The sequence below is a fragment of the Pseudomonas sp. NEEL19 genome, from assembly GCF_028751975.1.
GTDB lineage: Bacteria > Pseudomonadota > Gammaproteobacteria > Pseudomonadales > Pseudomonadaceae > Aquipseudomonas > Aquipseudomonas juntendi.
This window is the reverse complement of the sequence record NZ_CP081491.1, coordinates 3148033-3173494: the sequence shown is the minus strand read 5'-3', so window position 1 is coordinate 3173494 and position 25462 is coordinate 3148033. Positions and strand designations below refer to the sequence as shown.

The 25462-nt window shown below is 64.9% G+C and carries 20 protein-coding genes; 14 read left to right on the top strand and 6 right to left on the bottom strand.

The annotated features are described in order from the left end of the window. Positions 1-30 precede the first annotated feature (30 nt). On the bottom strand, positions 31-1764 hold the full coding sequence (locus K4A76_RS14075; protein WP_029884936.1) for an IlvD/Edd family dehydratase: 1734 nt from the start codon (positions 1762-1764) through the stop codon (positions 31-33). A gap of 185 nt (positions 1765-1949) precedes the next feature. Between K4A76_RS14075 and K4A76_RS14070 the strand changes: the two genes are divergently transcribed. The 6 genes from K4A76_RS14070 (at position 1950) to K4A76_RS14045 (ending at position 8640) form a co-directional block, all read left to right on the top strand. Beyond that, the gene (locus K4A76_RS14070) at positions 1950-3257 is read left to right on the top strand and encodes an MFS transporter (protein WP_009685862.1); all 1308 of its coding nucleotides are present in this window, start codon (positions 1950-1952) and stop codon (positions 3255-3257) included. Positions 3258-3288: 31 nt separating this feature from the next. Continuing rightward, complete coding sequence (araD1, locus tag K4A76_RS14065; RefSeq protein WP_274410524.1) at positions 3289-4278, top strand: AraD1 family protein; 990 nt, start codon at positions 3289-3291, stop codon at positions 4276-4278. A gap of 35 nt (positions 4279-4313) precedes the next feature. After that, positions 4314-5888: an aldehyde dehydrogenase (NADP(+)) gene (locus K4A76_RS14060; protein WP_236184074.1), complete on the top strand. Its 1575-nt coding sequence runs from the start codon at positions 4314-4316 to the stop codon at positions 5886-5888. A 150-nt stretch (positions 5889-6038) separates the two neighbouring features. Then, entirely contained in the window at positions 6039-6947 is a 909-nt protein-coding gene (gene glsB, locus K4A76_RS14055; RefSeq protein WP_009685859.1) for a glutaminase B, read from the top strand. Positions 6948-7062: 115 nt separating this feature from the next. Continuing rightward, positions 7063-8136, top strand: coding sequence for an aldo/keto reductase (locus K4A76_RS14050; RefSeq protein WP_274410523.1), 1074 nt, complete (start codon positions 7063-7065; stop codon positions 8134-8136). A 279-nt stretch (positions 8137-8415) separates the two neighbouring features. Beyond that, positions 8416-8640 (top strand): hypothetical protein, encoded by a 225-nt coding sequence (locus K4A76_RS14045; RefSeq protein WP_054912409.1) that lies wholly within the window; start codon positions 8416-8418, stop codon positions 8638-8640. 49 nt (positions 8641-8689) lie between these two features. On the opposite strand, the gene K4A76_RS14040 is transcribed toward K4A76_RS14045, so the two are convergent. The 3 genes from K4A76_RS14040 to K4A76_RS14030 form a co-directional block, all read right to left on the bottom strand. Next, positions 8690-9454, bottom strand: a complete 765-nt coding sequence (locus K4A76_RS14040) for a hypothetical protein (RefSeq protein ID WP_274410522.1) — start codon at positions 9452-9454, stop codon at positions 8690-8692. Between the two features lie 178 nt (positions 9455-9632). After that, positions 9633-10403, bottom strand: a complete 771-nt coding sequence (locus K4A76_RS14035) for an SDR family NAD(P)-dependent oxidoreductase (RefSeq protein ID WP_274410521.1) — start codon at positions 10401-10403, stop codon at positions 9633-9635. A gap of 100 nt (positions 10404-10503) precedes the next feature. Beyond that, a complete protein-coding gene (locus K4A76_RS14030) occupies positions 10504-10974 on the bottom strand; it encodes a MarR family winged helix-turn-helix transcriptional regulator (protein ID WP_274410520.1) in 471 nt (156 codons plus the stop codon). 198 nt (positions 10975-11172) lie between these two features. On the opposite strand from K4A76_RS14030, the gene K4A76_RS14025 reads away from it, so the two are divergent. The 5 genes from K4A76_RS14025 to K4A76_RS14005 all read left to right on the top strand — a co-directional run bounded on the left by K4A76_RS14025 (position 11173) and on the right by K4A76_RS14005 (position 18462). Next, entirely contained in the window at positions 11173-12003 is an 831-nt protein-coding gene (locus K4A76_RS14025; RefSeq protein ID WP_009685852.1) for a p-hydroxycinnamoyl CoA hydratase/lyase, read from the top strand. Positions 12004-12075: 72 nt separating this feature from the next. Next, entirely contained in the window at positions 12076-13524 is a 1449-nt protein-coding gene (locus tag K4A76_RS14020) for an aldehyde dehydrogenase (RefSeq protein WP_182389933.1), read from the top strand. 74 nt (positions 13525-13598) lie between these two features. Further along, positions 13599-15482, top strand: coding sequence for a feruloyl-CoA synthase (locus K4A76_RS14015; protein ID WP_274410519.1), 1884 nt, complete (start codon positions 13599-13601; stop codon positions 15480-15482). After that, positions 15479-16717 (top strand): thiolase family protein, encoded by a 1239-nt coding sequence (locus tag K4A76_RS14010; RefSeq protein ID WP_274410518.1) that lies wholly within the window; start codon positions 15479-15481, stop codon positions 16715-16717. Before K4A76_RS14015 ends, K4A76_RS14010 begins: the two co-directional genes overlap by 4 nt. Positions 16718-16731: 14 nt before the next feature. Further along, a complete protein-coding gene (locus tag K4A76_RS14005; RefSeq protein ID WP_274410517.1) occupies positions 16732-18462 on the top strand; it encodes an acyl-CoA dehydrogenase family protein in 1731 nt (576 codons plus the stop codon). Here the strand turns inward: K4A76_RS14005 and K4A76_RS14000 are convergent. Both K4A76_RS14000 and K4A76_RS13995 read right to left on the bottom strand, forming a co-directional pair. Further along, positions 18446-19468 carry a formylglycine-generating enzyme family protein gene (locus K4A76_RS14000; RefSeq protein ID WP_274410516.1) on the bottom strand — a complete coding sequence of 341 codons (1023 nt, stop codon included), beginning with the start codon at positions 19466-19468 and terminating at the stop codon, positions 18446-18448. The genes K4A76_RS14005 and K4A76_RS14000 overlap by 17 nt on opposite strands. Further along, positions 19465-21147, bottom strand: a complete 1683-nt coding sequence (locus tag K4A76_RS13995) for an arylsulfatase (protein WP_274410515.1) — start codon at positions 21145-21147, stop codon at positions 19465-19467. The genes K4A76_RS14000 and K4A76_RS13995 overlap by 4 nt, the downstream gene beginning before the upstream one ends. 249 nt (positions 21148-21396) lie before the next feature. Here K4A76_RS13995 and K4A76_RS13990 point away from each other — a divergent pair, with 249 nt between their 5' ends. From K4A76_RS13990 to K4A76_RS13980, 3 genes are all read left to right on the top strand, one after another. Further along, positions 21397-22788 carry an alginate export family protein gene (locus K4A76_RS13990; protein WP_274410514.1) on the top strand — a complete coding sequence of 464 codons (1392 nt, stop codon included), beginning with the start codon at positions 21397-21399 and terminating at the stop codon, positions 22786-22788. Between the two features lie 33 nt (positions 22789-22821). Continuing rightward, the gene (gene mhpT / locus K4A76_RS13985; RefSeq protein ID WP_274410513.1) at positions 22822-24054 is read left to right on the top strand and encodes a 3-(3-hydroxy-phenyl)propionate transporter MhpT; all 1233 of its coding nucleotides are present in this window, start codon (positions 22822-22824) and stop codon (positions 24052-24054) included. A 409-nt stretch (positions 24055-24463) separates the two neighbouring features. Beyond that, entirely contained in the window at positions 24464-25459 is a 996-nt protein-coding gene (locus tag K4A76_RS13980; RefSeq protein ID WP_029887815.1) for an IS110 family transposase, read from the top strand. Positions 25460-25462: the final 3 nt, after the last annotated feature.

Genomic DNA, 25462 nt, shown 5'->3' with positions numbered 1-25462 from the left:
CTGAGCCCGCTCCTTGCGGGGTGCGGCAGGTCAGTGGGAGTGCTTGGGCACCGCTGCCCCTCGGCAGCCCACCAGGAAGTCGAAATCGCAGCCTTCATCGGCCTGCATCACATGGTCCAGGTACAGCTTGGCATACCCGCCGGTGATCAACTGCGGCGGGGCTTGCAGGTCGGCCAGCCGGCCGGCCAGTTCCTCGGCGCTGATATCCAGGTGCAGCCGGCCCTCCTTGCAGTCCAGTTCGATCCAGTCACCTTCCCGCACTGCGGCCAATGGCCCGCCTGCTGCGGCCTCGGGCGCCACATGGAGTACCACGGTGCCGTAGGCAGTGCCGCTCATGCGTGCGTCCGAAATACGCACCATGTCGGTTACGCCCTGGGCCAGCAACTTCGCCGGCAGGCCCATGTTGCCGACTTCGGCCATGCCCGGGTAGCCCTTGGGCCCGCAGTACTTCATCACCAGTACCGAATTGGCGTCTACATCCAGTTCAGGGTCATTGATGCGGGCCTTGTAGTCTTCGAAGTTTTCGAACACCACGGCGCGGCCACGGTGCTGCATCAGCGCCGGGGTGGCGGCTGACGGTTTGAGCACCGCGCCCTTGGGCGCCAGGTTGCCACGCAAGATGCAGATACCGCCATCGGCCACCAGTGGGTTGGCCAGCGGGCGTATCACTGCTTCGTCATATAACGGCGCGGCCTGGCAGTTGGCCCACAGGCTGTTGCCGTTGGCCGTCAACGCGCCGGGGTTGGGCAGCAGGCCATGTTCGCCCAGGCGACGGATGACCGCGGGCAAGCCACCGGCGTAATAGAACTCTTCCATCAGGAAGCGGCCCGATGGCTGCAGGTCGACCAAGGTCGGTGTCCCGCGGCCAACGCGGGTCCAGTCTTCCAGTTGCAGGTCTACGCCAATGCGCCCGGCAATCGCCTTCAGGTGGATAACGGCGTTGGTCGAGCCGCCGATGGCGGCGTTGACGCGAATCGCATTCTCGAAGGCTTCGCGGGTGAGGATTTTCGACAGGCGCAGGTCTTCGCGAACCATATCGACAATGCGCATGCCGGAAAGGTGGGCAAGGACATAGCGGCGGGCATCCACTGCCGGGATGGCGGCATTGTGGGGCAGGGAGGTGCCCAGCGCTTCTGCCATGCAGGCCATGGTCGAGGCGGTGCCCATGGTGTTGCAGGTGCCCGCCGAGCGCGACATGCCAGCTTCGGCAGAAAGGAACTCGTTGAGGTCGATCTGGCCGGCCTTGTAGGCCTCGTGCATCTGCCAGACGATGGTGCCGGCGCCAATGTCCTTGCCCTTGTGCTTGCCGTTGAGCATCGGCCCGCCGGTCACCACGATCGCCGGCACGTCGCAGCTGGCAGCGCCCATCAGCAGCGCCGGGGTGGTCTTGTCGCAGCCTGTCAGCAGCACTACGGCGTCCACCGGGTTACCGCGGATCGCTTCCTCCACATCCATGCTCGCCAGGTTGCGGGTGAGCATGGCGGTGGGGCGCAGGTTGGACTCGCCGCTGGAAAACACCGGGAACTCCACCGGGAAGCCGCCAGCCTCCAGCACGCCCTTTTTCACATGCTCGGCAATTTTGCGGAAATGCGCGTTACACGGCGTCAACTCCGACCAGGTGTTGCAGATGCCGATGATCGGCTTGCCCTGGAATTCATGGTCCGGAATGCCCTGGTTCTTCATCCAGCTGCGGTACATGAAGCCGTTCTTGTCGGCGGTTCCGAACCATTGGGCAGAGCGCAGGGGGCGTTTGGCGTCAGACATATCGGGAGACCTTATTAGTATTACTATTTGTCGTTTATCGCCTAACTGTACTGCGTGAAATCGCGTATGTGAAGGCTTGTCGCTGCAAATAGTATTACTATATTATCCTGTCGCCAGGTTAGCGGTCTGCCAAAAAGCCCCGGCCGGGTGCTGTGCTCATTACAAGAACAATTGGAGACATCGCCATGATTCAGGAGCAGCGGCTTGTCCGCCTGATCACACTGAAACTCATCCCTTTTCTGGTTCTGCTTTACCTGGTGGCCTACGTCGATCGTTCGGCGGTGGGCTTTGCCAAGCTGCACATGGGCGCCGACATCGGCCTGGGTGACGCGGCCTATGGCCTGGGTGCCGGGCTGTTCTTCATCGGCTATTTTCTGTTCGAAGTGCCGAGCAACCTGCTGCTCGACCGCTTTGGCGCGCGGCGCTGGTTCGCCCGCATCCTGGTGACGTGGGGTGCAATCACCATCGGCATGGCCTTCGTGACCGGGCCCAATGGCTTCTACGTGATGCGCTTCTTGCTCGGCGCCGCCGAGGCGGGTTTCTTTCCGGGGGTGCTGTACTACATAACCCAGTGGTACCCGGTGCGGCATCGCGGCAAGATCCTGGGCTTTTTCATCCTCTCGCAGCCCCTGGCCATGCTGATCACCGGGCCGCTTTCCGGCGCGCTGCTGGGGCTGGAGGGCAGCTACGGCCTGCATGGCTGGCAGTGGCTGTTCATCTGCATCGGCACCCCGGCGGTGCTGCTCGCCTGGCCTACCTTGCGCCTGCTGCCGGACGGGCCTGCCCAGGTGCGCTGGCTCAGCGAGGCACAACGCAGTTGGCTACAGGAGCAACTGGCCAACGACCTGCGTGATTTTGGCCAGACCCGCCATGGCAACCCGCTGCATGCGCTCAAGGACGGCCGCGTGCTGTTGCTGGCGCTGTTCTACCTGCCGGTCACCTTGAGCATCTACGGCCTCGGCTTGTGGCTGCCAACGCTGATCCACCAGTTTGGCGGTAGCGATCTGGTCACGGGTTTCGTTTCGGCGGTGCCGTACCTGTTCGGCATCATCGGCCTGTTGATCATGCCCCGCAGCTCTGACCGCCTCAACGACCGCTACGGGCACCTGGGCCTGCTGTGTGCGCTGGGCGCCATAGGCCTGTTCCTCAGTGCCTGGCTGACGGTGCCGGTGCTGCAGTTGGCCGCGCTGTGCGTGGTGGCGTTTGCCCTGTTTTCCTGCACGGCCATCTTCTGGACGCTGCCTGGGCGGTTCTTTTCAGGTGCCAGCGCAGCCGCAGGCATCGCCCTGATCAACTCTATCGGCAACCTTGGCGGCTACCTGGGGCCGTTCGGTATCGGCGCGCTCAAGGAGCACACCGGGCAGTTGTCTTCGGGGCTGTATTTCCTTGCCCTGGTGATGCTGTTCGGCGTGCTGCTCACCGGCGTCGTCTACAACCGCCTGGAGCGTCGCCAACGCCTGGCTTCCACGCGGGCCGCCGAAGGCGCCCGCTGAACTTTGCAACCGACAAGCGAGCACATCAACTATGCGACTGATTCAATTCGAAAGCGCCGCCGGCGCGCGCCATGTGGGCGTGGTGGAAGGCGAGTACGCCCTTGAAGTGCGGGGCGTCAGCAGCACCCGTGAGCTGGCCTTGCAGGCCATTGCCGCCGGCCGCGATCTGGCCAGTGAAGTCCGGGCCGCTGGGCTGGGTGAGCGGCACGACTACCTGGCCTTGCTGGCCCAGGGCCGTGTGCTGCCACCTTTGGACCATCCGGACCCGGCGCACTGCCTGGTCACCGGCACCGGGCTGACCCACCTGGGCAGCGCCGCCACCCGCGACAAAATGCACCAGCAACAGGCCGAAGGTTCCTTGACCGATAGCATGCGCATGTTCCAGTGGGGCCTGGCGGGCGGGCGGCCGCCAGCGGGTGAGGAGGGTGCGCAGCCGGAGTGGTTCTACAAGGGCGACGGCGCGATCGTGGTGCGCCCCGGCGCCGACCTGCCGCTGCCGGCCTTTGCCGAAGACGCCGGCGAGGAGCCTGAGCTGGTCGGGCTGTACCTGATCGGCCCGGGCAATACCCCGTACCGGCTTGGCTACGCCTTGGGCAACGAGTTTTCCGACCATGTGCTGGAGCGGCGCAACTACCTGTACCTGGCGCATTCCAAGCTGCGCGCCTGCAGTTTCGGCCCGGAGCTTCGCCTGGGAGCGTTGCCAGCGCACCTCGAAGGCACCAGCCGCATTCTGCGCGATGGCCAGGTGCTGTGGAGCAAGCCGTTCCTGTCCGGCGAGCAGAACATGTGCCACAGCTTCGAGAACCTGGAGTACCACCACTTCAAATACAGCCAGTTCCTGCGCCCTGGCGATGTGCATGTGCACTATTTCGGCACCGCCACACTGTCGTTCGCCGACGGCATCCAGGCCCGACCGGGCGATACCTTCGAAATCAGCCTCGACGCCTTTGGCCAGCCGCTGCGCAACGGCATTGCCGCAGCGCCCGGGCAGGTTCGCCCGGGGCTGGTGAAAAGCCTGTGAGGGCCAGGCCTTCTTTCTTGTTACAGGAGTCAACCATGTCTGCAAGCAACTTCATTGGCGGCCAGCGCAGCGCTGCTGGCAGCGTTCACCTGCAAAGCCTCGATGCGCGCACCGGCGAAGCCTTGCCGGGGGTCTTCACCCAGGCCACCCCTGGCGAGGTGGCCGCCGCTGCCGAGGCCGCCGAAGCGGCATTCGTCGAATACAACGGCATGGCGCCCGAGCGTCGCGCGCAGTTTCTCGATGCCATTGCCGACCAGCTGGACGCGTTGGGCGATAGCTTCATCGCCACGGTGTGCCGCGAAACGGCCTTGCCTGCTGCGCGCATCCAGGGCGAGCGCGGCCGAACCAGCAATCAGCTGCGCCTGTTCGCCAAGGTACTGCGCCGCGGCGATTACCTGGCGGCGCGCATCGACCGCGCCCAGCCACACCGGCAGCCACTGCCACGCCCGGACTTGCGCCAGTACCGCACCGGCGTAGGGCCGGTAGCCGTGTTCGGTGCCAGCAACTTCCCCCTGGCGTTCTCCACTGCCGGCGGCGACACCGCAGCAGCGCTGGCCGCTGGCTGCCCGGTGGTGGTCAAGGCGCATAGCGGCCATATGGCCACGGCAGCGCAGGTGGGCGAGGCTATCGAGCGGGCGGCGCAGGCGACCGGCATGCCTGCCGGGGTGTTCAACATGGTCTACGGTAGCGGTGTGGGTGAAGCGTTGGTGCGCCACCCGGCCATCCAGGCGGTGGGGTTCACCGGTTCGCTCAAGGGCGGGCGCGCCCTGTGTGACCTGGCGGCAGCACGCCCGCAGCCGATTCCGGTGTTCGCCGAAATGAGCAGCATCAACCCCGTGCTGGTCTTGCCCAGCGCGTTGCGCGCGCGCGGCGGGCAGGTGGCCGAGGCGCTGGCGGCTTCGGTGGTGCTGGGCTGCGGGCAGTTCTGCACCAACCCCGGGCTGGTCATTGGCATTGCCGGTGAGGCATTCACCGCCTTCACTGCGGCGCTGGCTGCGCAATTGGCCGACCAGCCCGCGCAAACCATGCTCAATACCGGCACCTTGCGCAGCTATGCCAGTGGCGTGCAGCGCCTGCACCAGCACCCAGGCGTGCGCCACCTGGCCGGTGCCGAGCAGGTTGGCGACCAGGCCCGGGCGCAGCTGTTCCAGGCCGATGCGAGCCTGCTGTTAAACGGTGACGAACTGCTGCAGGAAGAAGTGTTCGGGCCTGCCACGGTGCTGGTCGAAGTCGCCGACGAAGCCGAGCTGCGCCGCGCCGTGCAAGCGTTGCACGGGCAGCTCACCGCCACCCTGATTGCCGAGCCGCAAGACCTCCAGCAGTTCGCCACGCTGGTGCCGCTGCTGCAGCGCAAGGCAGGGCGCCTGCTGCTCAACGGTTACCCCACCGGGGTCGAAGTGTGCGAAGCGATGGTGCATGGTGGGCCCTATCCGGCCACCTCCGATGCCCGTGGCACCTCGGTCGGCACCTTGGCCATCGACCGCTTCCTGCGCCCGGTGTGCTTCCAGGACTACCCCGATGCGCTGCTGCCCGATGCGCTGAAAAATGCCAACCCGCTGGGGCTGCAGCGCTTGGTCGACGGCCAGCACAGCCGTGAGGCATTGAGCTGATACAGGCTTGAGCATGGCGGCAGCCCAGGCCTTGAAGGCCGTACGGCGCCGACGGGGGAGTTTGTTGCCAAATGTGTGATTTCCTTCACGCACTCGGCGTCAAGAATGCGACCCCCGCCGTCGTCGAGGGGGACTGAACCAGGGCCCGCCATGCAAACGCTGTTGAACGAGATCCTTGAACAAGTACGCCCTTTGATCGGCACGGGCAAAGTAGCCGATTACATTCCTGCGCTGGCCGACGTGCCTGCCCAGCAACTGGGCATCGCCGTCTACAGCAACGATGGCAGTCACTACTGTGCAGGCGACGCCCTGGAACCGTTCTCGGTGCAGAGCATTTCCAAGGTGTTCAGCCTGGTTCAGGCGATAGGCCATTCGGGTGAAGCGATCTGGGAGCGGCTTGGCCATGAGCCGTCCGGCCAGCCATTCAACTCGCTGGTGCAGTTGGAGTTCGAGCGCGGGCGCCCGCGCAATCCGTTCATCAACGCGGGGGCCTTGGTCATCTGCGACATCAACCAGTCGCGCTTCGCTGCGCCAACCTTGTCGATGCGCGATTTCGTCCGGCGCCTGTCCGGTAACCCGCACATCCAGATCGACACCCGCGTCGCCGATTCGGAGTATCAGTTCCGCGCGCGCAATGCGGCCATGGCTTACCTGATGCAGTCGTTTGGCAACTTCCACAACGAGGTGGAAACGGTGCTGCGCAGTTACTTCAGCTACTGCGCACTGCGCATGAACTGCCTGGACCTGGCGCGGGCATTCTGCTTTCTGGCCAACGACGGCTTTTGCAAGCACAGCGGTCAGCAAATCCTCAGCCGTCGCCAGACCCAGCAGGTGAACTCGATCATGGCCACCAGTGGCCTGTATGACGAGGCAGGCAACTTCGCCTACCGGGTAGGGTTGCCGGGCAAGAGTGGCGTGGGCGGCGGCATCGTCGCCATCGTACCGGGGCAGTTCAGCGTGTGCGTGTGGTCGCCGGAGCTGAACGCGGCGGGCAACTCGCTGGCCGGCATGGCCGCGCTGGAGTTGCTGAGCGCACGCATTGGCTGGTCGGTGTTCTGAATACCAGGCTGGCCTGGCGCGTGGTCGCTTGCCCAGCCGGGTTCGGCCAACCTGATTGAACGTTTCAGCACCATGGGCCGTCGGTATTGCATGTCTTATGCAATGGAGGTAGCCCATGAAATACCGCGCACTCGGCAACACTGGCCTGCTGGTTTCGGAACTGGTGGTTGGCACGGTCCCGTTCGGCGGGCGTGGCGCATTCGAAAAAACCGGTAGCGTTGATGTCGACCAGGCACGGCGCATGTTCGACATGGCCTTCGATGCCGGCGTCAATATGGTGGACACGGCCGACTTGTACTCGCACGGCCTTGCCGAAGAAATCGTTGGCCAGGCGCTGGCCCAGCGGCGCCAGTCGATCATCCTCGCGACCAAGGCGCGCAGCCCGATGGGCGACAACCCCAACGACAGCGGGGCGTCGCGTTACCACTTGATTCGCGCCTGCGAGGCCAGCCTCAAGCGCCTGGGTACCGACCATATCGACCTGTACCAGGTACACAACTGGGATGGCGTGACGCCGGTGGAGGAAACCCTGGCGGCCTTGGACCACTTGGTGCAGAGCGGGAAGATCCGCTACTTCGGCACGTCCAACTACACCGCCTGGCAAATGATGAAAACCCTCGGCAGCGCGCGCGTGAATGGCTGGCAGCAGCCGGTCTCGCAGCAAATCTACTACACCCCGGAGGCGCGCGAAGCCGAGTACGAATTGCTGCCCATGGCCATCGACCAAGGGGTTGCAACGTTGGTGTGGGGGCCCTTGGGCGAGGGGTTGCTGACCGGCAAGGTGCGGCGCGGCCAGCAGACCCCCAAGGGCACCCGCCAGGGCAATGACTGGCCAGAACCCTACGTGCATGATCGCGAGCGGGCCTATGACATCATCGAAGCCTTGATCACCATCGGCCAGCGCCATGGCTGCTCGCCGGCACGGGTATGCCTGGCCTGGCTCAAGGACCGCCCAGGCATCACCAGCGTGATCACGGCGGGGCGCAGCTTCGAGCAACTGCATGACAATTTGCAGGCGACCGAGCTGGTGCTCTTGCCAGAAGACCTGGAGCAGATGGAACAGGCCACGCGGATCGCGCCCCAGTATCCCTACTGGCACCGGATCGCGGCCGAAATGGACCGCATCGACCCTGCCGAGGCGCCATTCATCGGCTTGCACCGCAAAACGATGCAGCGCCAGCAACCGTGACGAGTGCCGGTAATCGTTCAGCCACCATCGAAGAGGACATGCCCATGGCCGAGCAGCAGAAAGACCAGCAAACCCAAGTGCCAGCCCATTCCACGGAAGAGGAGAAGGCCCGGTTGAAAGACAAGAACAAGGACGGCATTCCGCCGGGCGCCGAGTAATCGCAGGGCAGTGCCAACCTGGTGGTCGTTTGGCCCAATGGGCCAGGCGGCCGCTATTTACCTGAATTATTTTCTGCCCGACCGGTCAGGTATTGAGTCCTTGTTCAATCAAGAGGTTCTTATGCACGCCTACACGGTCCGCTATCAACTCAATGGCCAGCCTTGCACACACACCTTCGAACTCGAACAGCCCGAGCTTGCCCTGCACCAGGCAGCGCTGCACCTGATGGTGCTGCACTTCGGCGACGGCGAGAACAGTTTGCTGATGCCGCCCGCTGATGCCAGCCCGCAAGAAATCCTGGCCCAGGCCAAGGTAATGGGGCTGACCCAGATCGACGTGGCGTGACGAAGCCCACCGGGTGAGCCCGCCACCCCTTGGCGTGGCAGGCTGAACTTCAGCGCCGCCGTAATGCGGCGGCCAGCCCTAGGGTCAGCACCACCGCACTGGCGATTGCCAGGCCGATGGCAGCCGCGGCGCCCCAGGCTTGCAGCAGTGCTGCCAATACCAGGTAGAACGCGATCACCCCCACCGCGCCAATCGCATTGCCCCGCACCATCGCGGCCATCCCGGGCCGGCCATTCTGTACGTAGGCAAACACGACCAGCGGCCATGCGATTACCGGTATCGGTGCCAGCATGCCGCTGGTTGCCGGGCCCAGCCAGTCGGCCAGGCTTGTGGTCAGCATCAGCAGGCTGGTCGCCGCCACCATGCGCAGCGGTATTTCCCAGTATCGGTGCTTGGGGCGGGCCAGCACGTCCGGGCTGGGCTCGCGGCCACTGGCGCGTATCAGTACCCCGATCAGAACCAGCGCTACGGCCACCGACAGGTGCAGGTTGCCCCAGTGGGTAAATGCGTAAGCCACCAGGCCGTAAGCCAGCAACGCCAGCAGCACGGCGGGTACCAGCGCTGCCCGGCGGGTGCTCCACATGAAGCAGCAGTACGTCGCCTGCACCGCCACCAGGCCGCCCAGTGCGCCAGGCACTGCAGCTACAGCAAAGGTGCTGCCCTGTTCCAGGCACAGGAAGGTCATGACCAGTGCCGAGGTAATGGGCATGCCGGACAACAGCCCGCCCAGCAGGCCGCCCCATCGGCGCGACGCCAGGGAAATGGCCCACATCAGCAAAGGGGTGACGATTAGCTTCAGGTACAACAGCGTCATTGCGCGAATGGGCCCAGGCCCAGCTCGGTGTGGGTGGCCAGGGGCTGCAGCAGCATGCAATCGTTCCTTGTGCGTGGGGGCAAGCCTGCGAGCATGCGGCGGCGCAAGGGCTGGGGTCAAGGCTGTGGCGTGCCTGCAAGGTCATGCCGCGCGGGCCGGGCCTGCGGCGCGAAGCGGCTCACCACGGGATCCGCTGGCCGTCCCACCCCCAGAAGCTGCCACTGTCGGCTGGGCCTGTCCGGCCTACCTGGTCGATCACGCACTGGGCGGCAAACGCCGGCTCGAACAACTTGCCCGGCGGCACATTGCTTTGGAACGGCCGCGACAGCGCGGTATCGGTGGTGCCGGGGTGCAGCGCCAATACCGTAGCCGCCGGGTTCAGGCGTTGCAGCTCGATACTTGCCGTGTGCAACAGCTGGTTCAGCGCCGCCTTGCTCGCGCGGTAGCTGTACCAGCCGCCCAGGCGGTTGTCGCCGATCGACCCCACCCGCGCCGACAACGCGGCAAAGGTGGCCGGCTGGTGGCGCAGCAGGGGTAGCAGGTGCTTGAGCAGTAGAATAGGGGCGAAGGCATTGGTCACGAAGCTGGCCTGCAACCCGGCCAGGTCCAGCTGGGCCAGGGATTTTTCCGCCTTGGCGCCTTGCTGGTGCAGAATGCCCAGCGTGCTCACCACCAGGTGCAGGTGCTTGCAGCCAGCGCTGACCGTGCAGGCCAGCGCAGCAAGGGCCGCCTCGTCGCGTGCATCGCAATCCACCAGCCTCAGGCGTTGGCCGTGTGCGGCCGTCAGCGCAAGCAATGCGCTGCTACGGCTGGCGCTGCGCGATACCGCCCACACCAGGTCGATATCGTCGCGGGCCAGCAAGGCCTGGCACAGTGCCAGGCCGATGCCTTGGCTGGCGCCGCCTATCAGGGCGTTGGCTTGCCCGGTCAATCCAGGGATCAGGTGCATGTGGCTCCCTCGGCACTGCGGGTACTCCCAATGAGTACACCGGGTCATTGCAGATCATGCGCTACCGGCAGCAGCACCGCGATAGCGCGGCTCACAGGTTTTACGCCTGGTAGATCCTGGTCAACAAGCGCAGTAATTGCTCGCGCTCCTCGTCATTCAGTGCCGCGGTAGCTTCCCGGTCGCTGTCGCTGGCGATCTGCTTCAACTCCTTGAGCAGTACTTCACCAGCCTTGCTGAGAAAAATCCCGTACGAGCGCTTGTCCGGTTTGCAGCGCACCCGTACGGCCAGGGCGCGTTCCTCCAGCTTGTTCAACAGCGGTACCACCTGGGGTGGCTCGATGGCCAGCGAGCGGGCCAGGTCCGCCTGCATCAGCCCTGGGTTCTGCTCGATCACCGCCAGTGCCGAAAACTGCGCCGGGCGCAGGTCATGGGCAGCCAGCCGGCCGATAAAGTTCTGAAACAGCTTCAACTGGGCACGGCGAAGGGCATAACCGATCAAGTCTTCAAGCACGACATCCGCCCCGGCAACGGCGGTGGCAGCGGTATCGGTGGTGCGGGCAGACCTTCCCATCGGGTGAATGGCTCCTGGGGCATGGGTAATAAAGTTACCTAGTTTGCCTGCCTTGGCAGGATCCGGCTAGAGGAGGGCTGGTGAAAAAGAGCGGGGGCTGAGGTGCTGCAAAGGATAATTTTCATAATAGTTAATTGACATAACTAATTTACTCCCTTAGCTTGAGGGCATCACCCCGAACAACAAGAGTGCAGAACCATGAGCAAATACGCAGGCCGTTGGGCTACCGTGAAAGTCGAGCTGGAGTCGGGCATTGCCTGGGTCACCCTCAATCGGCCAGAAAAACGCAACGCCATGAGCCCCACCCTGAACCGGGAAATGATCGACGTGCTGGAAACCCTGGAGCAGGACGCCGAGGCTGGCGTACTGGTCCTGACCGGTGCCGGGGAATCGTGGACGGCCGGCATGGACCTCAAGGAGTACTTCCGCGAGGTGGACGCCGGGCCGGAAATCCTTCAGGAAAAAATCCGCCGCGATGCATCGCAGTGGCAGTGGAAGCTGCTGCGCATGTACGCCAAACCGACCATCGCCATGGTCAACGGCTGGTGTTTCGGCGGCGGTTTCAGCCCGCTGGTGGCCTGCGACCTGGCCATCTGTGCCGACGAAGCCACGTTCGGCCTGTCGGAAATCAACTGGGGCATCCCACCCGGCAACCTGGTCAGCAAGGCCATGGCCGACACCGTGGGCCACCGTCAGTCGCTGTACTACATCATGACCGGCAAGACCTTCGGTGGGGCAAAGGCGGCCGAAATGGGCCTGGTGAACGAAAGCGTGCCGTTGGCGCAACTGCGCGAAACCACCCGCGAACTGGCGCTGAACCTGCTGGAGAAAAACCCGGTGGTGCTGCGTGCCGCCAAGAACGGCTTCAAGCGTTGCCGCGAGCTGACCTGGGAGCAGAACGAAGACTACCTGTACGCCAAGCTCGACCAGTCCCGCCTGCTGGACACCGAAGGGGGGCGCGAGCAGGGCATGAAGCAGTTCCTCGACGACAAGAGCATCAAGCCAGGCCTGCAGGCTTACAAGCGTTGAGTGCCAGCGGGCCGCGCCGCCCCTGGCGGCAGCCCGTGAATAGTGCCCATGAATACAACAAGAGGAATGAGCATGTTGCAGGTGCCTTTGCTGATTGGCGGGCGGTCGTGCCCCGCCAGCGATGGACGAACCTTCGAGCGACGCAACCCGGTCAGTGGTGAAGTGGTATCGCAGGTGGCCGCGGCTTCGCTGGCCGATGCCGATGCTGCCGTGGCAGCCGCCAGCGCGGCATTCCCGGCGTGGGCAGCACTGGCGCCCAGTGAGCGACGTGGCCGCCTGCTGGCCGGCGCAGACCTGCTGCAGGCGCGCGCCGGCGAGTTCATCGCTGCGGCCGGTGAAACCGGGGCGATGGCCAACTGGTACGGCTTCAATGTGAAGCTGGCGGCCAACATGCTGCGTGAAGCCGCTGCCATGACCACGCAGGTCACCGGCGAGGTGATCCCTTCCGATGTGCCTGGCAGTTTCGCCATGGCCTTGCGCGCACCGTGCGGGGTGGTGCTGGGTATCGCGCCCTGGAATGCCCCGGTCATTCTGGCCACGCGCGCCATCGCCATGCCCCTGGCGTGCGGCAATACCGTCGTGCTGAAGGCGTCGGAGCAGAGCCCGGCCGTGCACCGGTTGATCGGCCAGGTGCTTCAGGATGCGGGGCTGGGCGATGGCGTGGTCAACGTCATCAGCAACGCCCCGGAGGATGCGCCAGCGGTGGTCGAACGCCTGATTGCCAACCCCGCTGTGCGGCGGGTGAATTTTACCGGCTCTACCCAGGTAGGGCGCATCGTCGGCGAGTTGGCCGCACGCCACCTGAAACCGGCCTTGCTGGAGTTGGGCGGCAAGGCGCCGTTGCTGGTGCTGCACGACGCCGACCTGGACGCCGCGGTCGAAGCGGCGGCCTTTGGCGCCTACTTCAACCAGGGCCAGATCTGCATGTCCACCGAGCGCTTGCTGGCCGATAGCCGCATTGCCGATACCTTCGTCGACAAGTTGGCAGTCAAGGTCAGCGGGCTTCGCGCCGGCGACCCCCAGGCCAGCGACTCGGTGCTCGGTTCGCTGGTCAGCAGTGCGGCGGGCGAACGCATCAAGGCGCTGATCGACGATGCCGTGGCCAAGGGCGCTCGCCTGGTCTGCGGCGGCCAGCTGGACGGCAGCATCCTGCAGCCGACCTTGCTCGACCATGTCGACAGCAGCATGCGCCTGTACCGCGAAGAGTCGTTCGGGCCGGTGGCTGTAGTGCTGCGCGCCGAAGGTGACGAGGCCTTGCTGCAACTGGCCAACGATTCGGAGTTTGGCCTGTCTTCAGCCATTTTCAGCCGGGACACCGGCCGGGCGCTGGCCCTGGCCCAGCGCGTGGAATCGGGTATCTGCCACATCAACGGGCCGACCGTGCACGATGAAGCGCAAATGCCCTTCGGCGGGGTGAAGGCCAGCGGCTATGGCAGCTTCGGCAGCCGCACGGCCATCGACCAGTTCACCCAGTTGCGCTGGGTCACCCTGCAACAGGGCCCCCGGCATTACCCCATCTGAGCAACACGCAATGGGCCGCCCCGGGCAATGCCCGGCGGCGGCAGCCTGTACAACAAGAACAAGGAGCAACCTGCGTGAATACCCAACCCCGCCTGCGGTCATGCGACCCTGGCCAACCGCCGCGCTACCGGCAGGTGTCCATTGGGCACCCACAAGTGCAGGTCAGTGACACCGACGGTGTGCTGCGCATGCTGCCGCTGGAGCCGTTGGCGCCTTTGCCGGCGCGCCTGCTCGACCGCCTGCTGCACTGGGCGCGCGTGCGCCCGCACACCACCTTCATCGCCGCGCGCGAGCCCAGCGGTGGCTGGCGTGAAGTCAGCTATGCGCAGATGCTCGACCAGGTACGTACCATCGCTGCCCACTTGCTGGGGTTCGGCCTTGGCGCCGAACGGCCGCTGGTACTGTTTTCCGGCAATGACATCGAGCACCTGCAGCTTGCTCTGGGGGCCATGTATGCCGGCATTCCTTACTGCCCAGTGTCGCCTGCCTACGCACTGCTGTCGCAGGACTTCGCCAAGCTGCGCCACGTTTGCGAGGTGCTAACCCCTGGCCTGGTGTTCGCCACCGACAGCCAGCCGTTCCAGCGTGCCTTCGATGCCGTGCTGGATGAATCGGTGCCGGTGGTCAGCGTGCATGGCCAGCCGCCACGCCGCCGCCATTTCAGTTTTGCCAGCCTGCTGCAGCCCCGTGACCTGGCGCCGGCAGACGCTGCGTTCGCCGCCACCGGGCCCGATACCATTGCCAAATTCCTGTTCACCTCGGGTTCCACCAAGCTGCCCAAGGCGGTGATCACCACCCAGCGCATGCTCTGCGCCAACCAGCAGATGCTGCTGCAGACCTTCCCGGTGTTTGCCGAAGAGCCGCCGGTGCTGGTCGACTGGCTGCCCTGGAACCACACCTTCGGCGGCAGCCACAACCTGGGCATCGTCCTGTACAACGGCGGCAGTTTCTATCTGGACGCCGGCAAGCCGACCCCGCAAGGCTTCGCGGAAACCTTGCGCAACCTGCGCGAGATTTCGCCCACGGCCTACCTCACCGTACCCAGGGGTTGGGAAGAGCTGGCCAAGGCGCTGGAGCAGGACCCCCAGCTGCGCGAGGTGTTCTTCGCCCGCATGAAGCTGTTCTTCTTTGCCGCAGCGGGTCTTTCGCAAAGCGTTTGGGACCGCCTGGACCGTATCGCCGAGCAGCACTGCGGCGAGCGTATCCGCATGATGGCGGGCCTGGGCATGACCGAGGCGGCGCCGTCCTGCACCTTTACCACCGGGCCGCTGTCGATGGCCGGCTACGTCGGCTTGCCGGCACCAGGTTGTGAAGTGAAGCTGGTGCCTCAGGCCGACAAGCTCGAAGCGCGGTTTCGCGGCCCGCATATCATGCCGGGCTACTGGCGCTCGCCGCAGCAGACCGCCGAGGTGTTCGACGAGGAGGGCTTCTACTGCTCGGGCGATGCCCTGAAACTCGCCGATCCGCAACAGCCGGAGCAGGGCCTGATGTTCGACGGCCGCATCGCCGAGGACTTCAAGCTGTCGTCGGGTGTATTCGTCAGTGTCGGGCCACTGCGCAACCGTGCGGTGCTGGAAGGCTCGCCCTATGTGCAGGACGTCGTGGTCGCGGCGCCCGATCGCGAGTGCCTGGGCATGCTGGTGTTTCCGCGGCTACCCGAGTGCCGGCAATTGGCGGGGCTTGGGGCAGAGGCCAGCGACGCCCAGGTGCTGGGCAGCGACGCGGTGCGCCAGTGGTTTGCCAATTGGCTGACGCACCTGAACCGGGACGCCCAAGGCAACGCCAGCCGCATCGAATGGCTGGCCCTGCTCGAAGAGCCGCCCTCGATCGACGCGGGCGAAATCACCGACAAGGGCTCGATCAACCAGCGTGCGGTGTTGCAGCGGCGTGCTGCCCTGGTCGAGGCGCTGTATCGGCGCGAAGCCCCGGGCCAGTTGCACGCACAGGCGCGGCCATGAGCGGCGGGCTGTGCACCGTGTTCGACGACGTTGCCATCGTCGATATGGTGCGCACCCCTTGGGTTGACCTTGGGGGTGCGCTGGCAACCGTTTCACCCATTGACCTGGCCATCAAGGCCGGGCGGGCGGTGCTGGCGCGTGCCGGTAGCGATCCGCAGGCCGTGGGCAGCGTGCTGGCCGGCAGCATGGCCCAGGCCAGCTTCGATGCCTATTTCCTGCCAAGGCATGTCGGCCTTTACTGTGGCGTGCCGCTGGCTGTGCCGGCCTTGGCGGTACAGCGCATCTGTGGCACGGGGCTCGAGCTGTTGCGCCAGGCTGCCGAGCAACTGCGCAGCGGGGCGCCGCAGGTGTTGTGCGTAGGTGCCGAATCCATGTCACGCAACCCGATCGCGGCCTATGAACACCGGGGCGGCTTCCGCCTGGGGGCGCCGGTCGGGTTCAAGGACTTCCTCTGGGAGGCGTTGTACGACCCGGCTGCCGATGTGGACATGATCGGCACCGCAGACAACCTGGCCCGTGAGCATGGCCTGGCGCGGGAAACCGTGGATGCCTGGGCCTTGCGCAGCCATCAGCGCGCTTTACAGGCCCAGCGGGCGGGTTGGTTCGCTGAGGAAATCGTCAGCATCAGCAGCGAAAGCTTCTTCGCCGACGGCTACCAGCCACGCGCTATCGAACTGCCACGCGGGCTCGCCGAAGTGAGCCGCGACAGCCACCCACGGCCCACCGATGCTGCAGCGCTGGCGCGGCTGCGTACCGTGCACCCTGGTGGGGTACAAACCGCAGGCAACAGTTGCGCGGTGGCCGATGGGGCGGCGGCGGCAGTGGTGGCGCCCTACGCCAGTTGCACGCGACCGCCCCTGGCGAAACTGTTGATGGCCACGGCGGTGGGCGTATCGCCGCACACCATGGGCATCGGGCCGGTGCCGGCCATCGAGCTGCTACTGCGCCGCAGCGGCTTGCGCGCAGACCAGATAGACCGCTTCGAAATCAACGAAGCGCAAGCCGCGCAGGTGGTGGCGGTGGCCCAGGCGCTACGGCTCGATGTGGCAAAGCTCAACGTTCACGGCGGCGCCATTGCCCTCGGGCACCCGCTGGCCGCCACCGGGTTGCGGCTGGTGCACACACTGGCCCGGCAACTGCAGCAGGGCAACCTGCGCTATGGGGTGGCTGCTGCGTGCATAGGCGGCGGCCAAGGCATGGCGCTGCTCATCGAAAACCCCCGTTTCACTGCCTGAACAAGAGGTGTTCCATGGCCTGGAAGGCCCCCCTGCTGGACATGCAATTCGTGCTGCAACATTGGCTCCAGGCTGATAAGGCCTGGCAGGCAATGCCGCCTCATGCCGACCTGGACCTGGAACTGGCGTGGCAGGTGCTGGAACAAGCCGCCCGCTTCACTGAGCAGGTGCTGGTGCCGCTGAACGCCACAGGTGATCGCCAGGGTTGCCGTATGGAGGCGGGGCAGGTGCGGACCCCGCACGGTTTCCCGGCCGCCTACCGGGCTTATGTCGAGGCAGGGTGGCCGGCACTGGCCTGTACCCCGCAGTTCGGCGGCCAAGGGTTGCCGCTGGTGCTCGACGCTGCGCTGCAGGAAATGCTCTTCGCCAGCAACCATGCCTGGGCCATGTACACCGGTATCGCCCATGGCGCGTATCAATGCCTGCAGGCGCATGCCAGCGAACAACTGCAGGCACGCTACCTGCCCGGTATCGTCAGTGGCGAGATCCTGCCCACCATGTGCCTGACCGAGCCCCAAGCCGGCAGCGACCTGGGCCTGTTGCGCTGCCGCGCCGAGCCGTTGGGCGACGGCCGTTATGCCATCACGGGCAACAAGCTGTTCATCTCCGGCGGCGACCACGACCTGACCCGCCAAATCGTGCATCTGGTGCTGGCGCGGCTGCCGGGCGCGCCGGCCGGCAGCCGCGGTTTGTCGCTGCTGCTGGTCCCCAAATGGCTGGAAGACGGTCAGCGTAATGCGGTGCAGTGCGAAGGCCTGGAGCACAAGCTGGGTATCCGCGGTAGCGCCACCTGTGCATTGCGCTTCGAAGCGGCCAGTGGCTGGTTGGTGGGGCAGGCGCACGGCGGCCTGGCGGCGATGTTCGTGATGATGAATTCGGCCCGGCTGCACGTTGGCTTGCAAGGGCTGGCGCACGCCGAGGCCGCCTGGCAATGCGCCCGGGAATACGCCATGGCGCGTAGGCAGATGAATGCGCCCGGGCAGCCCAAGGGCCAAGCCGACCCCATTCACTTGCACCCCGCCATGCGCCGGGTGCTGCTTGAGCTGCGGGTGCGCAGCGAAGGTATGCGCGCACTGGGCTACTGGGCGGCGCACTGGCTGGATGTGGCCGCAGCGGCCACTGACCCCGGCCAACGGGCCAAGGCGTCGACGCTGGCGGCGCTGCTGACACCGGTCATCAAGGCCGCCTTCACCGAGCAAGGTTTCACCCTGGCCAGCAAGGCCCTGCAGGTGTTCGGCGGTTATGGCTACACCTGCGAGTTCAGTATCGAGCAAACGCTGCGCGACAGCCGCATCGCCATGATCTACGAGGGCACCAACGAGGTGCAGGCCAACGACCTGCTGCTGCGCAAGGTGCTGGGTGACGGCGGGGCGGGCATGGCACTGCTTCTGGGCGAACTGCGTAAAGAAGCCGGCACCGGCATGGCAACTGCGGTTCTGCAGAAGGTATGTGCGGTGCTGCAAGGGCTACTTGCCGAGGTTATGTCCAAGGCGGCCGCTGACCCTGAGTACCCGTACCGCGCGGCCGGCGACTTCCTGCAACTGTGTGCCACGGCGTTGCAGGCGTTTGCCTGGGCGCGCACCGAGCGTTGCCTGCAGGCCTTGCCGGTGGACGCGCCACTGCGCCTGCAAAAGCAGGAAAGCATCGGCTTTTTCTGCAACTACCTGATGCTCGATTTCGACCGCCAGGTAGCGGCCGTGGCGGCGGCCGCTGCCCCGTTGCCCAGCATTACCGCACCGTTCTGAAACCCACGTGTGAAGTGGCCATGAACACCGGCTGAGGTTGCCGCGCCGAAGGCCGGTAGCGCAGGCAGCGGTCTGCCGAACACAGGTGCGAACCGCCCTTGATCACTGCCACTTTCACGCCGGGGTCAGCGGGGTCGTGGCTGTCGTCCAGGCTTGGCCCGGGCGGGTCCAGGCCAGCGTCGCGCTGCGGCGCATGGCCTGGGCGGTAACCCGTGCGGGTCAACTCCCAGACATTGCCCCCGGCATCGAACAGGCCAAAGCCGTTGGCCGGGAAACAGCCCACCGGCGAAGTGCCGGTGAAACCGTCGGTGGCGGCATTGTGGTACGGAAACTGGCCCTGCCAGGTATTGGCCATGGCTTTGCCCTTGGGCAGTTCGGTCATGCCCCAGCTGAAGTCGGCATCCTGCAGGCCGCCGCGCATTGCATATTCCAGCTGGGCCTCGCTGGGCAGCCTGCGCCCGGCCCAGCGTGCATATGCTTGTGCATCCTCCAGTGCCACTTGCACCACCGGGTGGTTATCCAGCCCTTGCAAGTCGCTGCCCGGGCCTTGCGGGTGGCGCCAGCTTGCCCCGGGCACGAACTGCCAACCCGGGTGCAGCACATCCGGCCCTTGCTTGAACACCATTGCCCCCGGCACGCGCAGGTGCTGGGGCAGGCTGGGGTCGTCGGCCGTGTCGATCCCCCGCTCGGCATGGGTGAGGTAGCCGGTCGCCGCGACGAAGCGCGCGAACTGGGCATTGGTGACCGGGTGTACATCGATCCAGAACGCCGACACTTGCGCCAGGTGGGCGGGGCCCTCCTCGTCGTAGTAGCGGTCCGAGCCGAAGCTGAACTTGCCGCCGGGCAGTTGCACCATGCCGTCCCGCCAGGGGCCTTCACGGGGTGCGGGTACACCGCCATAGCCATCACACAGCAGCGCCGGGGCCGCCGCTTGCGGCAAGGCGCTGTAGCCAATGGCGAGCAAACCGGCGGCGAGCAGTGCGCAGCCGGCTGCACGCCCGATCATTGCTTGCTGGCCACCGCCGGGCTCGCCACTCTGGCAGGGCTGGCGGGGCGGCCTTCGGCATCGATCAGGATATTGCTGCGCTGGGCGTAGGCCTTCCAGTCGCGCAGCATCTGTGCCACTTGCTCGGGGTGCGCAGCGGCGATGTCGTGGTGCTCACCTGGGTCTTTGCGCAGGTCGTACAGGTGCCACGCCGGTTTGCCGTCGGTGGCATCCCACAGCAGCTTCATCGGGCCTTTGCGCAGCGAAGCACTGCCGTTGATTTCCCAGCCCAGAGCTTCGTCACCGGCATGGATGAGCGTGTCGTCGCCTTGCAGGTAGTCCAGTGCCGAACTGCCCTGCGGCGGCACGATATCGCGGTCGCGGTACTTGATGCCGGGCATTGGCGCACCGGCCAGTTGCAGCAGGGTGGGCATGATGTCGCGCACGCTGGCCAGCGCTTCGCTGCGCCCCGCTTTGATCGTGGCCGGGTAGTAGACAAAGGCCGGCACGCGGATGCCGCCCTGGTAGGTGGTCATCTTGTAGCGGCGGCTGGGCAAGGCGCTGACCTGCGCCCAGGCCGAGCCGATCATCAGGAACGAGTCGCGTCGGCCGTAGTTGTCCAGGCGGTTGTCGAAGTGCTGGCTGATCCACGTCGGGTCCACCCGTGAGGCGTTCTCCGGGCCATTGTCGGACATGAACAGGATCAGCGTATTTTCCAGTTCGCCCCGCTGGCGCAGGTGCGCTACCAGCCTGCCCACCTCGGCATCCAGGGCGCTGACCATGGCGGCGTAGACCTCCATGGTGCGCGCCGATTGGCGTTGCTGCTCGGCGCTGAGCGATGCCCAGCTCGGCACCCCTTCCAGTTGTGGGTCCAGCGGGAAGTCTGCCGGCACCAGGCCGGCCTTGCGCTGGCGCTCCAGGCGCTGTTTGGCGATGGCCTCGTAGCCCTGGTCATAGCGGCCGCGGTATTGCGCCAGGTACTGGTCCGGTGCCTGCAGCGGCCAATGCGGCGCGGTATAGGCGGCGAAGGCGAAGAACGGTTTGTTGCCAGGGTTGGGCTGGTCAATGGCGCCGATCAGGCGGTCAGTGAACCAGGTGCTCGAGTAGAAGTCGCTGGGCAGCGCGATGGGCTCACCGTTGTGCAGGAAGGTTGCGCTGTAGTTCGGCAGCAAGTCCATGTTGGCTTGCTTGAAGTGCGCGGCGCCGCCTTCGAGCAGCACGTAGGCCTGGTCGAACCCGCGGTTCTGCGGCTGTTGCGCAGGTTGCATGCCCAAATGCCATTTGCCGGAAATGAAGGTCCGGTAGCCGGCATCGTGCAGCAGCTCGGCAAGGGTGGCGACATTGCCTGCCAGCACACCCTCGTAGCCGGGGCGCACTTCAGTGCCTGGCGGCAGGCGCTTGCGTGCCTCGGCCATCATGCCCAACCCGGCCAGGTGCGGGTCGTTGCCGGACATCAGCATCGCCCGGGTCGGGGAGCAACTGGGCGCGGCATGAAAGTCCAGCATCAGGCGGCCGTCGGCCAGCAGGCTGTCCAGGTTGGGGGTCTGAATTTCGCTGCCCAGTGCTGACAGGTCAGAGAACCCGAGGTCGTCAGCCACGATGAGCAGAATGTTTGGTTGTTTAACGATAGGGGCGGCCATGGCTTGGCTGGTGCCGAGCATCAGCAGGCCGAGCGCGGCAAGGGATTTTAGGCAGTTCATTGAGGTGCTCTTGTTGTTTTGGTAGGTGAAGGGCGGTGCTTACCCGCAGGTTAGGCACCACCCAGCGTCGATGGTAGCGGCCAAGGGCGGGTTTGCGCAGGCGGTTGGCGCATAAGCGTTCGATCAGCGAACGCTTATGCGCCCAGGCCCCTTGCTGGCGCCATTTAACCATTGACGGCAATATGGTTAACAAAAATAATAGTTAACAGAGTTATCCAATTTTATAAAAACAAGTAAAGGAAACTTCTGATGACCAAGCCGTTGAACCGGGCATGGGTGCCCGTTGTGCTGCTTTCGCTATGCCAGTACACGTATGCTGCGAACCTGCTGGAAGAGAGCCGGCCAGGCCGGCCCGGCGCGCCGCGCTGGGTCGAGGACTACCGCTTCCTCGATGACCCCGCCAAGGCCAGGGACCCGTTCGATGGGCTGCGCTACCACCGGTTGTCCGAGTCGGCCTGGCTGCAGCTCGGCGCGGAGGCCCGCTACCGTGCCGATGCCTTGGACCAACCCTTCTTCGGTTTGCGGGGCCTGAAAGACGACTCCTACCTGCTGCAACGCTTGCAGGCGCATGCCGATCTGCACCTGTTCGATGACAGGCTGCGCACGTTCTTGCAGGTGGAAAACACCCGCGCCTTCGGCAAGGACCTGTATTCGCCCAACGACGAAGGCCGCAACGAAATCCGTCAGGCGTTCATCGACTTCAATCATGACTTTGCCGCAGGCCGGTACACCACCCGCGTCGGTCGTCAGGAAATGGCCTACGGCGATCAAGTCTTCGTCACCTACCGAGACGCGCCGAACCTGCGCCTGAGCTTCGATGGCGTGCGCGCCAGCCTCAACCTCAAGCGCGGCTACAAGCTCGATGCCTTCGCCGTCAGGCCACTGAAAACCGGTGAGGACAGCTGGGATGACGGCAGCAACAACGCGGTGAAGTTCTATGGGCTCTACGGCACGTTGCCGCTGACCCCCAGCTGGAACATGGACCTGTTCGGCTTTGGCCTGCAGACCGACGCGCGCAGCCTGGCTGGCGAGGTCGGCGACGAGCAGCGCTACACCTTCGGCACTCGCCTGTTCGGCCGCTATCAAGCGCTTGACTGGAGCTGGAACCTGGCTGGCCAGCGGGGCCACCTGGGCGGCGCATCGATCCGCGCCTGGGCGCTGTCGAGTGACAGTGGCTATACCTTCGCCCACCCCTGGCAACCCCGGCTGGGGCTGCGCGTCGATGTTGCCAGCGGCGATGGCGAGCCAGGCGATGGCAAGGTCGGTACGTTCGACCCGCTGTTCCCGCGCAACGGCGTGTATGGCGAAGCCAGCCTGACCACCTTGAGCAACTTGATCGTGGTCGGGCCCACGTTCGCGTTTTCGCCTTCGCGCACGGTACGTTTCGAGCCGGCCGTGCTGGCGGTGTGGAAGCAACGCGAAGAGGACGGGGTGTACATGCCGGGCATGAGCATGCTGGCCAACACCCGAGGAACCGGGCGCCATGTCGGCACTATCTACCGGGCCAACGCCCGTTGGCTGGCCACACCCAATCTCACGCTGGACCTGGACCTCAAGTACTACGACGTTGGCGCTGGCATCAAGGAGGCCGGCGGCGATGATTCTTCAATCGTTTCCTTGCGTGCCACATTCAGGCTTTGACTTCACGACCCATAACAACAACAGGGGCCACACATGAGTCATTCATCCAAAGCTGCAAGCAAGCCGGTGCGCACCATCGGCCTGTGTTTTCTGGTGGCGTTGCTTGAGGGCCTGGACCTTCAGGCCACCGGCGTCGCCGCACCGCACATGGCCAAGGAATTCGCGCTGACCTCGGCGATGCTCGGCTGGGTATTCAGCGCCGGGTTGCTCGGGCTGTTGCCGGGCGCGTTCATTGGCGGCTGGCTGGCCGACAGGCTGGGCCGAAAAGCGGTGTTGATCGTCGCGGTATTGCTGTTCGGTGGTTTTTCGCTTGGCACTGCGCATGCCGACAGCTACAGCACGCTGTTGATCGCACGGCTGGTGACAGGGTTGGGGCTTGGTGCAGCGCTGCCGATCCTGATCGCCCTGGCCAGCGAGGCTGCGCCGGAGCACCTGCGCAGCACGGCGGTGAGTGTGACCTACTGCGGCGTGCCGCTGGGTGGGGCGATCGCTTCGGTGATCGGCATGGCCGGGTTGGGTGAAGACTGGCGAGTGGTGTTCTACGTGGGCGGTATTGCGCCGATCATGATTGCCCTGGTGCTGATGCTGTGGCTGAAAGAGTCCCAGGCGTTTCGCGCCCGGCCTGCTGCCAGCGCGGGTGATGCGGGGTTGCTGACCCAGCTGTTCGGGCCGGGGCAGGTCAGCCGCACGCTGCTGCTCTGGCTGGCGTGTTTCTTCACCCTGACTGTGCTGTACATGCTCCTGAACTGGTTGCCGTCGTTGTTGATGGGCCAGGGTTACAGCCGGCCGCAGGCGGGTGCGGTGCAGATCCTGTTCAACCTTGGCGGCGCAGCAGGCTCGTTCCTGACCGGGCGCATGATGGACCGCGGGCATGCCGGGCGTGCGGTGTTCATCGCCTACGCCGGGATGCTGGCCTCACTGGCTGGGCTGGGGCTGTCGAGCAGTTTTGCGCTGATGCTGGTGGCGGGCTTTACCGCCGGTTATTGCGCCATTGGTGGGCAACTGGTGCTGTATGCCTTGGCACCCACGCTGTATCCCACCCACGTGCGCGCCACAGGCGTTGGCGCGTCGGTGGCGGTAGGCCGACTGGGTTCGATGGCCGGGCCGTTGGCTGCCGGGCAAATCCTGGCGGCGGGGGCGGGGGTAGGGGGCTTGCTGCTCGCGGCCTCACCCGGCCTGGTGGTGGCTGCGTTGGCAGCGCGCGCGTTGCTGGGGCAGCGTAAACGCGCAGTTCTGCCTGCTGCGGCGCAGAACGCCGCGCCGTAGGCCTGCCTGTAGTGCAGGGGCTTTGCGGCCCATCGCAGGCAAGCCAGCTCCCACAGGGATCGCATCAGGGCTGACAGGTGTTTGTCAGAAGATATGCAGCGCCTGTGAGATCGAGCGCCGCCCGCGCGGCGCTTCGCGGGTAAACCCGCTCCTTGTATGTTGTGACTGGCCTGGCGGGAGAAGTTATTCTCGTCAGGCTGAAGAAGCACTTCCGGGGAGGCCGATCGCTCCTGAAGGCAGGGTTTGCCCCTGACCTTGTACGTAGAGAGGCCCCCCGCCTCATTGCCCACCACGAAGAGTATCGAGAAGCCGACAAGTCGGACTTCGCATCACAAGGTTGCAGCGGCATGAAGTTCGAGGTCGGGGAACCGGAGGCCATTGTTACCTAATTCGCTTGGGAGAGGGAAGAATGAGTGTCTGGGTTGGCCTCGATATCGGCTCACGGACTTCGGTCGTTGGGGTGCGTAAAGATGGGCGCACTGCCGGTCAGTGGGATATCGCTCAAACCCCTGCCGGTCGCAAGGCTGCGGTGAAAAAGCTGCAGGCGCTCAAGCCTACGTCGATCGTGATGGAGGCGACCGGGATCTATTACCTGGACTTGGCCATTGAGCTGCACGCTGCTGACCTACCTGTTTCCGTGATCAACCCCAAGAGCTTCCACAACTTCGCCAAACTGATGCTGGTGAACAGCAAGACTGACGCAATAGATGCTCAGCTGCTGTCCGAGTACGGGGAGCGTATGACCCCGCGTTTGTGGACACCTCCAAGCACTGTACAGCTTGAACTCCGAGGCCTTGGCCGGCACATCAATCGTTTGGTGGGACACCGTATCAGGGCGAAGAACGAGCTGCATGCATTGCAGGCGACCGCCACGACTGCCTCGATGTTGATCGAGGATCAAGAAGAAGAGATTGCTTCACTAAGTAATCGAATCGAGCGCTTTCGTAAGGCAGGGCGCGAGTTAATCGCCCAGTGTCCAAGGCTAACTCGACAGTACGAGCAACTCCTCGCAGGCCCTGGGATTGGAGAGGTCTCGGCGCTGGCCGCCCTGGCTGAGCTGACCACGCTGCCCGAAACGCTCAAGTCCTCTCAGGTCGCTCGTCATGCTGGCCTTGATGTTCGACAGACACAGTCTGGAACAAGCATTGATAAACCTGGTCGGCTCGGCAAAAGCGGGAATGCCTATTTACGGGCAGCCATGTACATGCCTGCGCTGACGGCGGTGCGCTGCGATCCTTATGCGAAGGCTTTTTATGAGTCGCTGATCAGCAGGGGCAAGAAAAAAATGCAAGCGATCGCCGCTGTCATGCGCAAGTACCTGACAGGCATCTGGGCGTGCATGAGCGGAGATGAGCCATTTGATACGGCCAAGCTTTTCAGCTCTGAACACCTCAGAAAAGCTTGACCG

Coding starts and splice junctions, on each gene's coding strand:
- K4A76_RS14075 (WP_029884936.1), bottom strand. CDS start 1,764: ATGTCTGACGCCAAACGCCCCCTGCGCTCTGCCCAATGGTTCGGAACC.
- K4A76_RS14070 (WP_009685862.1), top strand. CDS start 1,950: ATGATTCAGGAGCAGCGGCTTGTCCGCCTGATCACACTGAAACTCATC.
- araD1 (WP_274410524.1), top strand. CDS start 3,289: ATGCGACTGATTCAATTCGAAAGCGCCGCCGGCGCGCGCCATGTGGGC.
- K4A76_RS14060 (WP_236184074.1), top strand. CDS start 4,314: ATGTCTGCAAGCAACTTCATTGGCGGCCAGCGCAGCGCTGCTGGCAGC.
- glsB (WP_009685859.1), top strand. CDS start 6,039: ATGCAAACGCTGTTGAACGAGATCCTTGAACAAGTACGCCCTTTGATC.
- K4A76_RS14050 (WP_274410523.1), top strand. CDS start 7,063: ATGAAATACCGCGCACTCGGCAACACTGGCCTGCTGGTTTCGGAACTG.
- K4A76_RS14045 (WP_054912409.1), top strand. CDS start 8,416: ATGCACGCCTACACGGTCCGCTATCAACTCAATGGCCAGCCTTGCACA.
- K4A76_RS14040 (WP_274410522.1), bottom strand. CDS start 9,454: ATGACGCTGTTGTACCTGAAGCTAATCGTCACCCCTTTGCTGATGTGG.
- K4A76_RS14035 (WP_274410521.1), bottom strand. CDS start 10,403: ATGCACCTGATCCCTGGATTGACCGGGCAAGCCAACGCCCTGATAGGC.
- K4A76_RS14030 (WP_274410520.1), bottom strand. CDS start 10,974: ATGGGAAGGTCTGCCCGCACCACCGATACCGCTGCCACCGCCGTTGCC.
- K4A76_RS14025 (WP_009685852.1), top strand. CDS start 11,173: ATGAGCAAATACGCAGGCCGTTGGGCTACCGTGAAAGTCGAGCTGGAG.
- K4A76_RS14020 (WP_182389933.1), top strand. CDS start 12,076: ATGTTGCAGGTGCCTTTGCTGATTGGCGGGCGGTCGTGCCCCGCCAGC.
- K4A76_RS14010 (WP_274410518.1), top strand. CDS start 15,479: ATGAGCGGCGGGCTGTGCACCGTGTTCGACGACGTTGCCATCGTCGAT.
- K4A76_RS14005 (WP_274410517.1), top strand. CDS start 16,732: ATGGCCTGGAAGGCCCCCCTGCTGGACATGCAATTCGTGCTGCAACAT.
- K4A76_RS14000 (WP_274410516.1), bottom strand. CDS start 19,468: ATGATCGGGCGTGCAGCCGGCTGCGCACTGCTCGCCGCCGGTTTGCTC.
- K4A76_RS13995 (WP_274410515.1), bottom strand. CDS start 21,147: ATGAACTGCCTAAAATCCCTTGCCGCGCTCGGCCTGCTGATGCTCGGC.
- K4A76_RS13990 (WP_274410514.1), top strand. CDS start 21,397: ATGACCAAGCCGTTGAACCGGGCATGGGTGCCCGTTGTGCTGCTTTCG.
- mhpT (WP_274410513.1), top strand. CDS start 22,822: ATGAGTCATTCATCCAAAGCTGCAAGCAAGCCGGTGCGCACCATCGGC.
- K4A76_RS13980 (WP_029887815.1), top strand. CDS start 24,464: ATGAGTGTCTGGGTTGGCCTCGATATCGGCTCACGGACTTCGGTCGTT.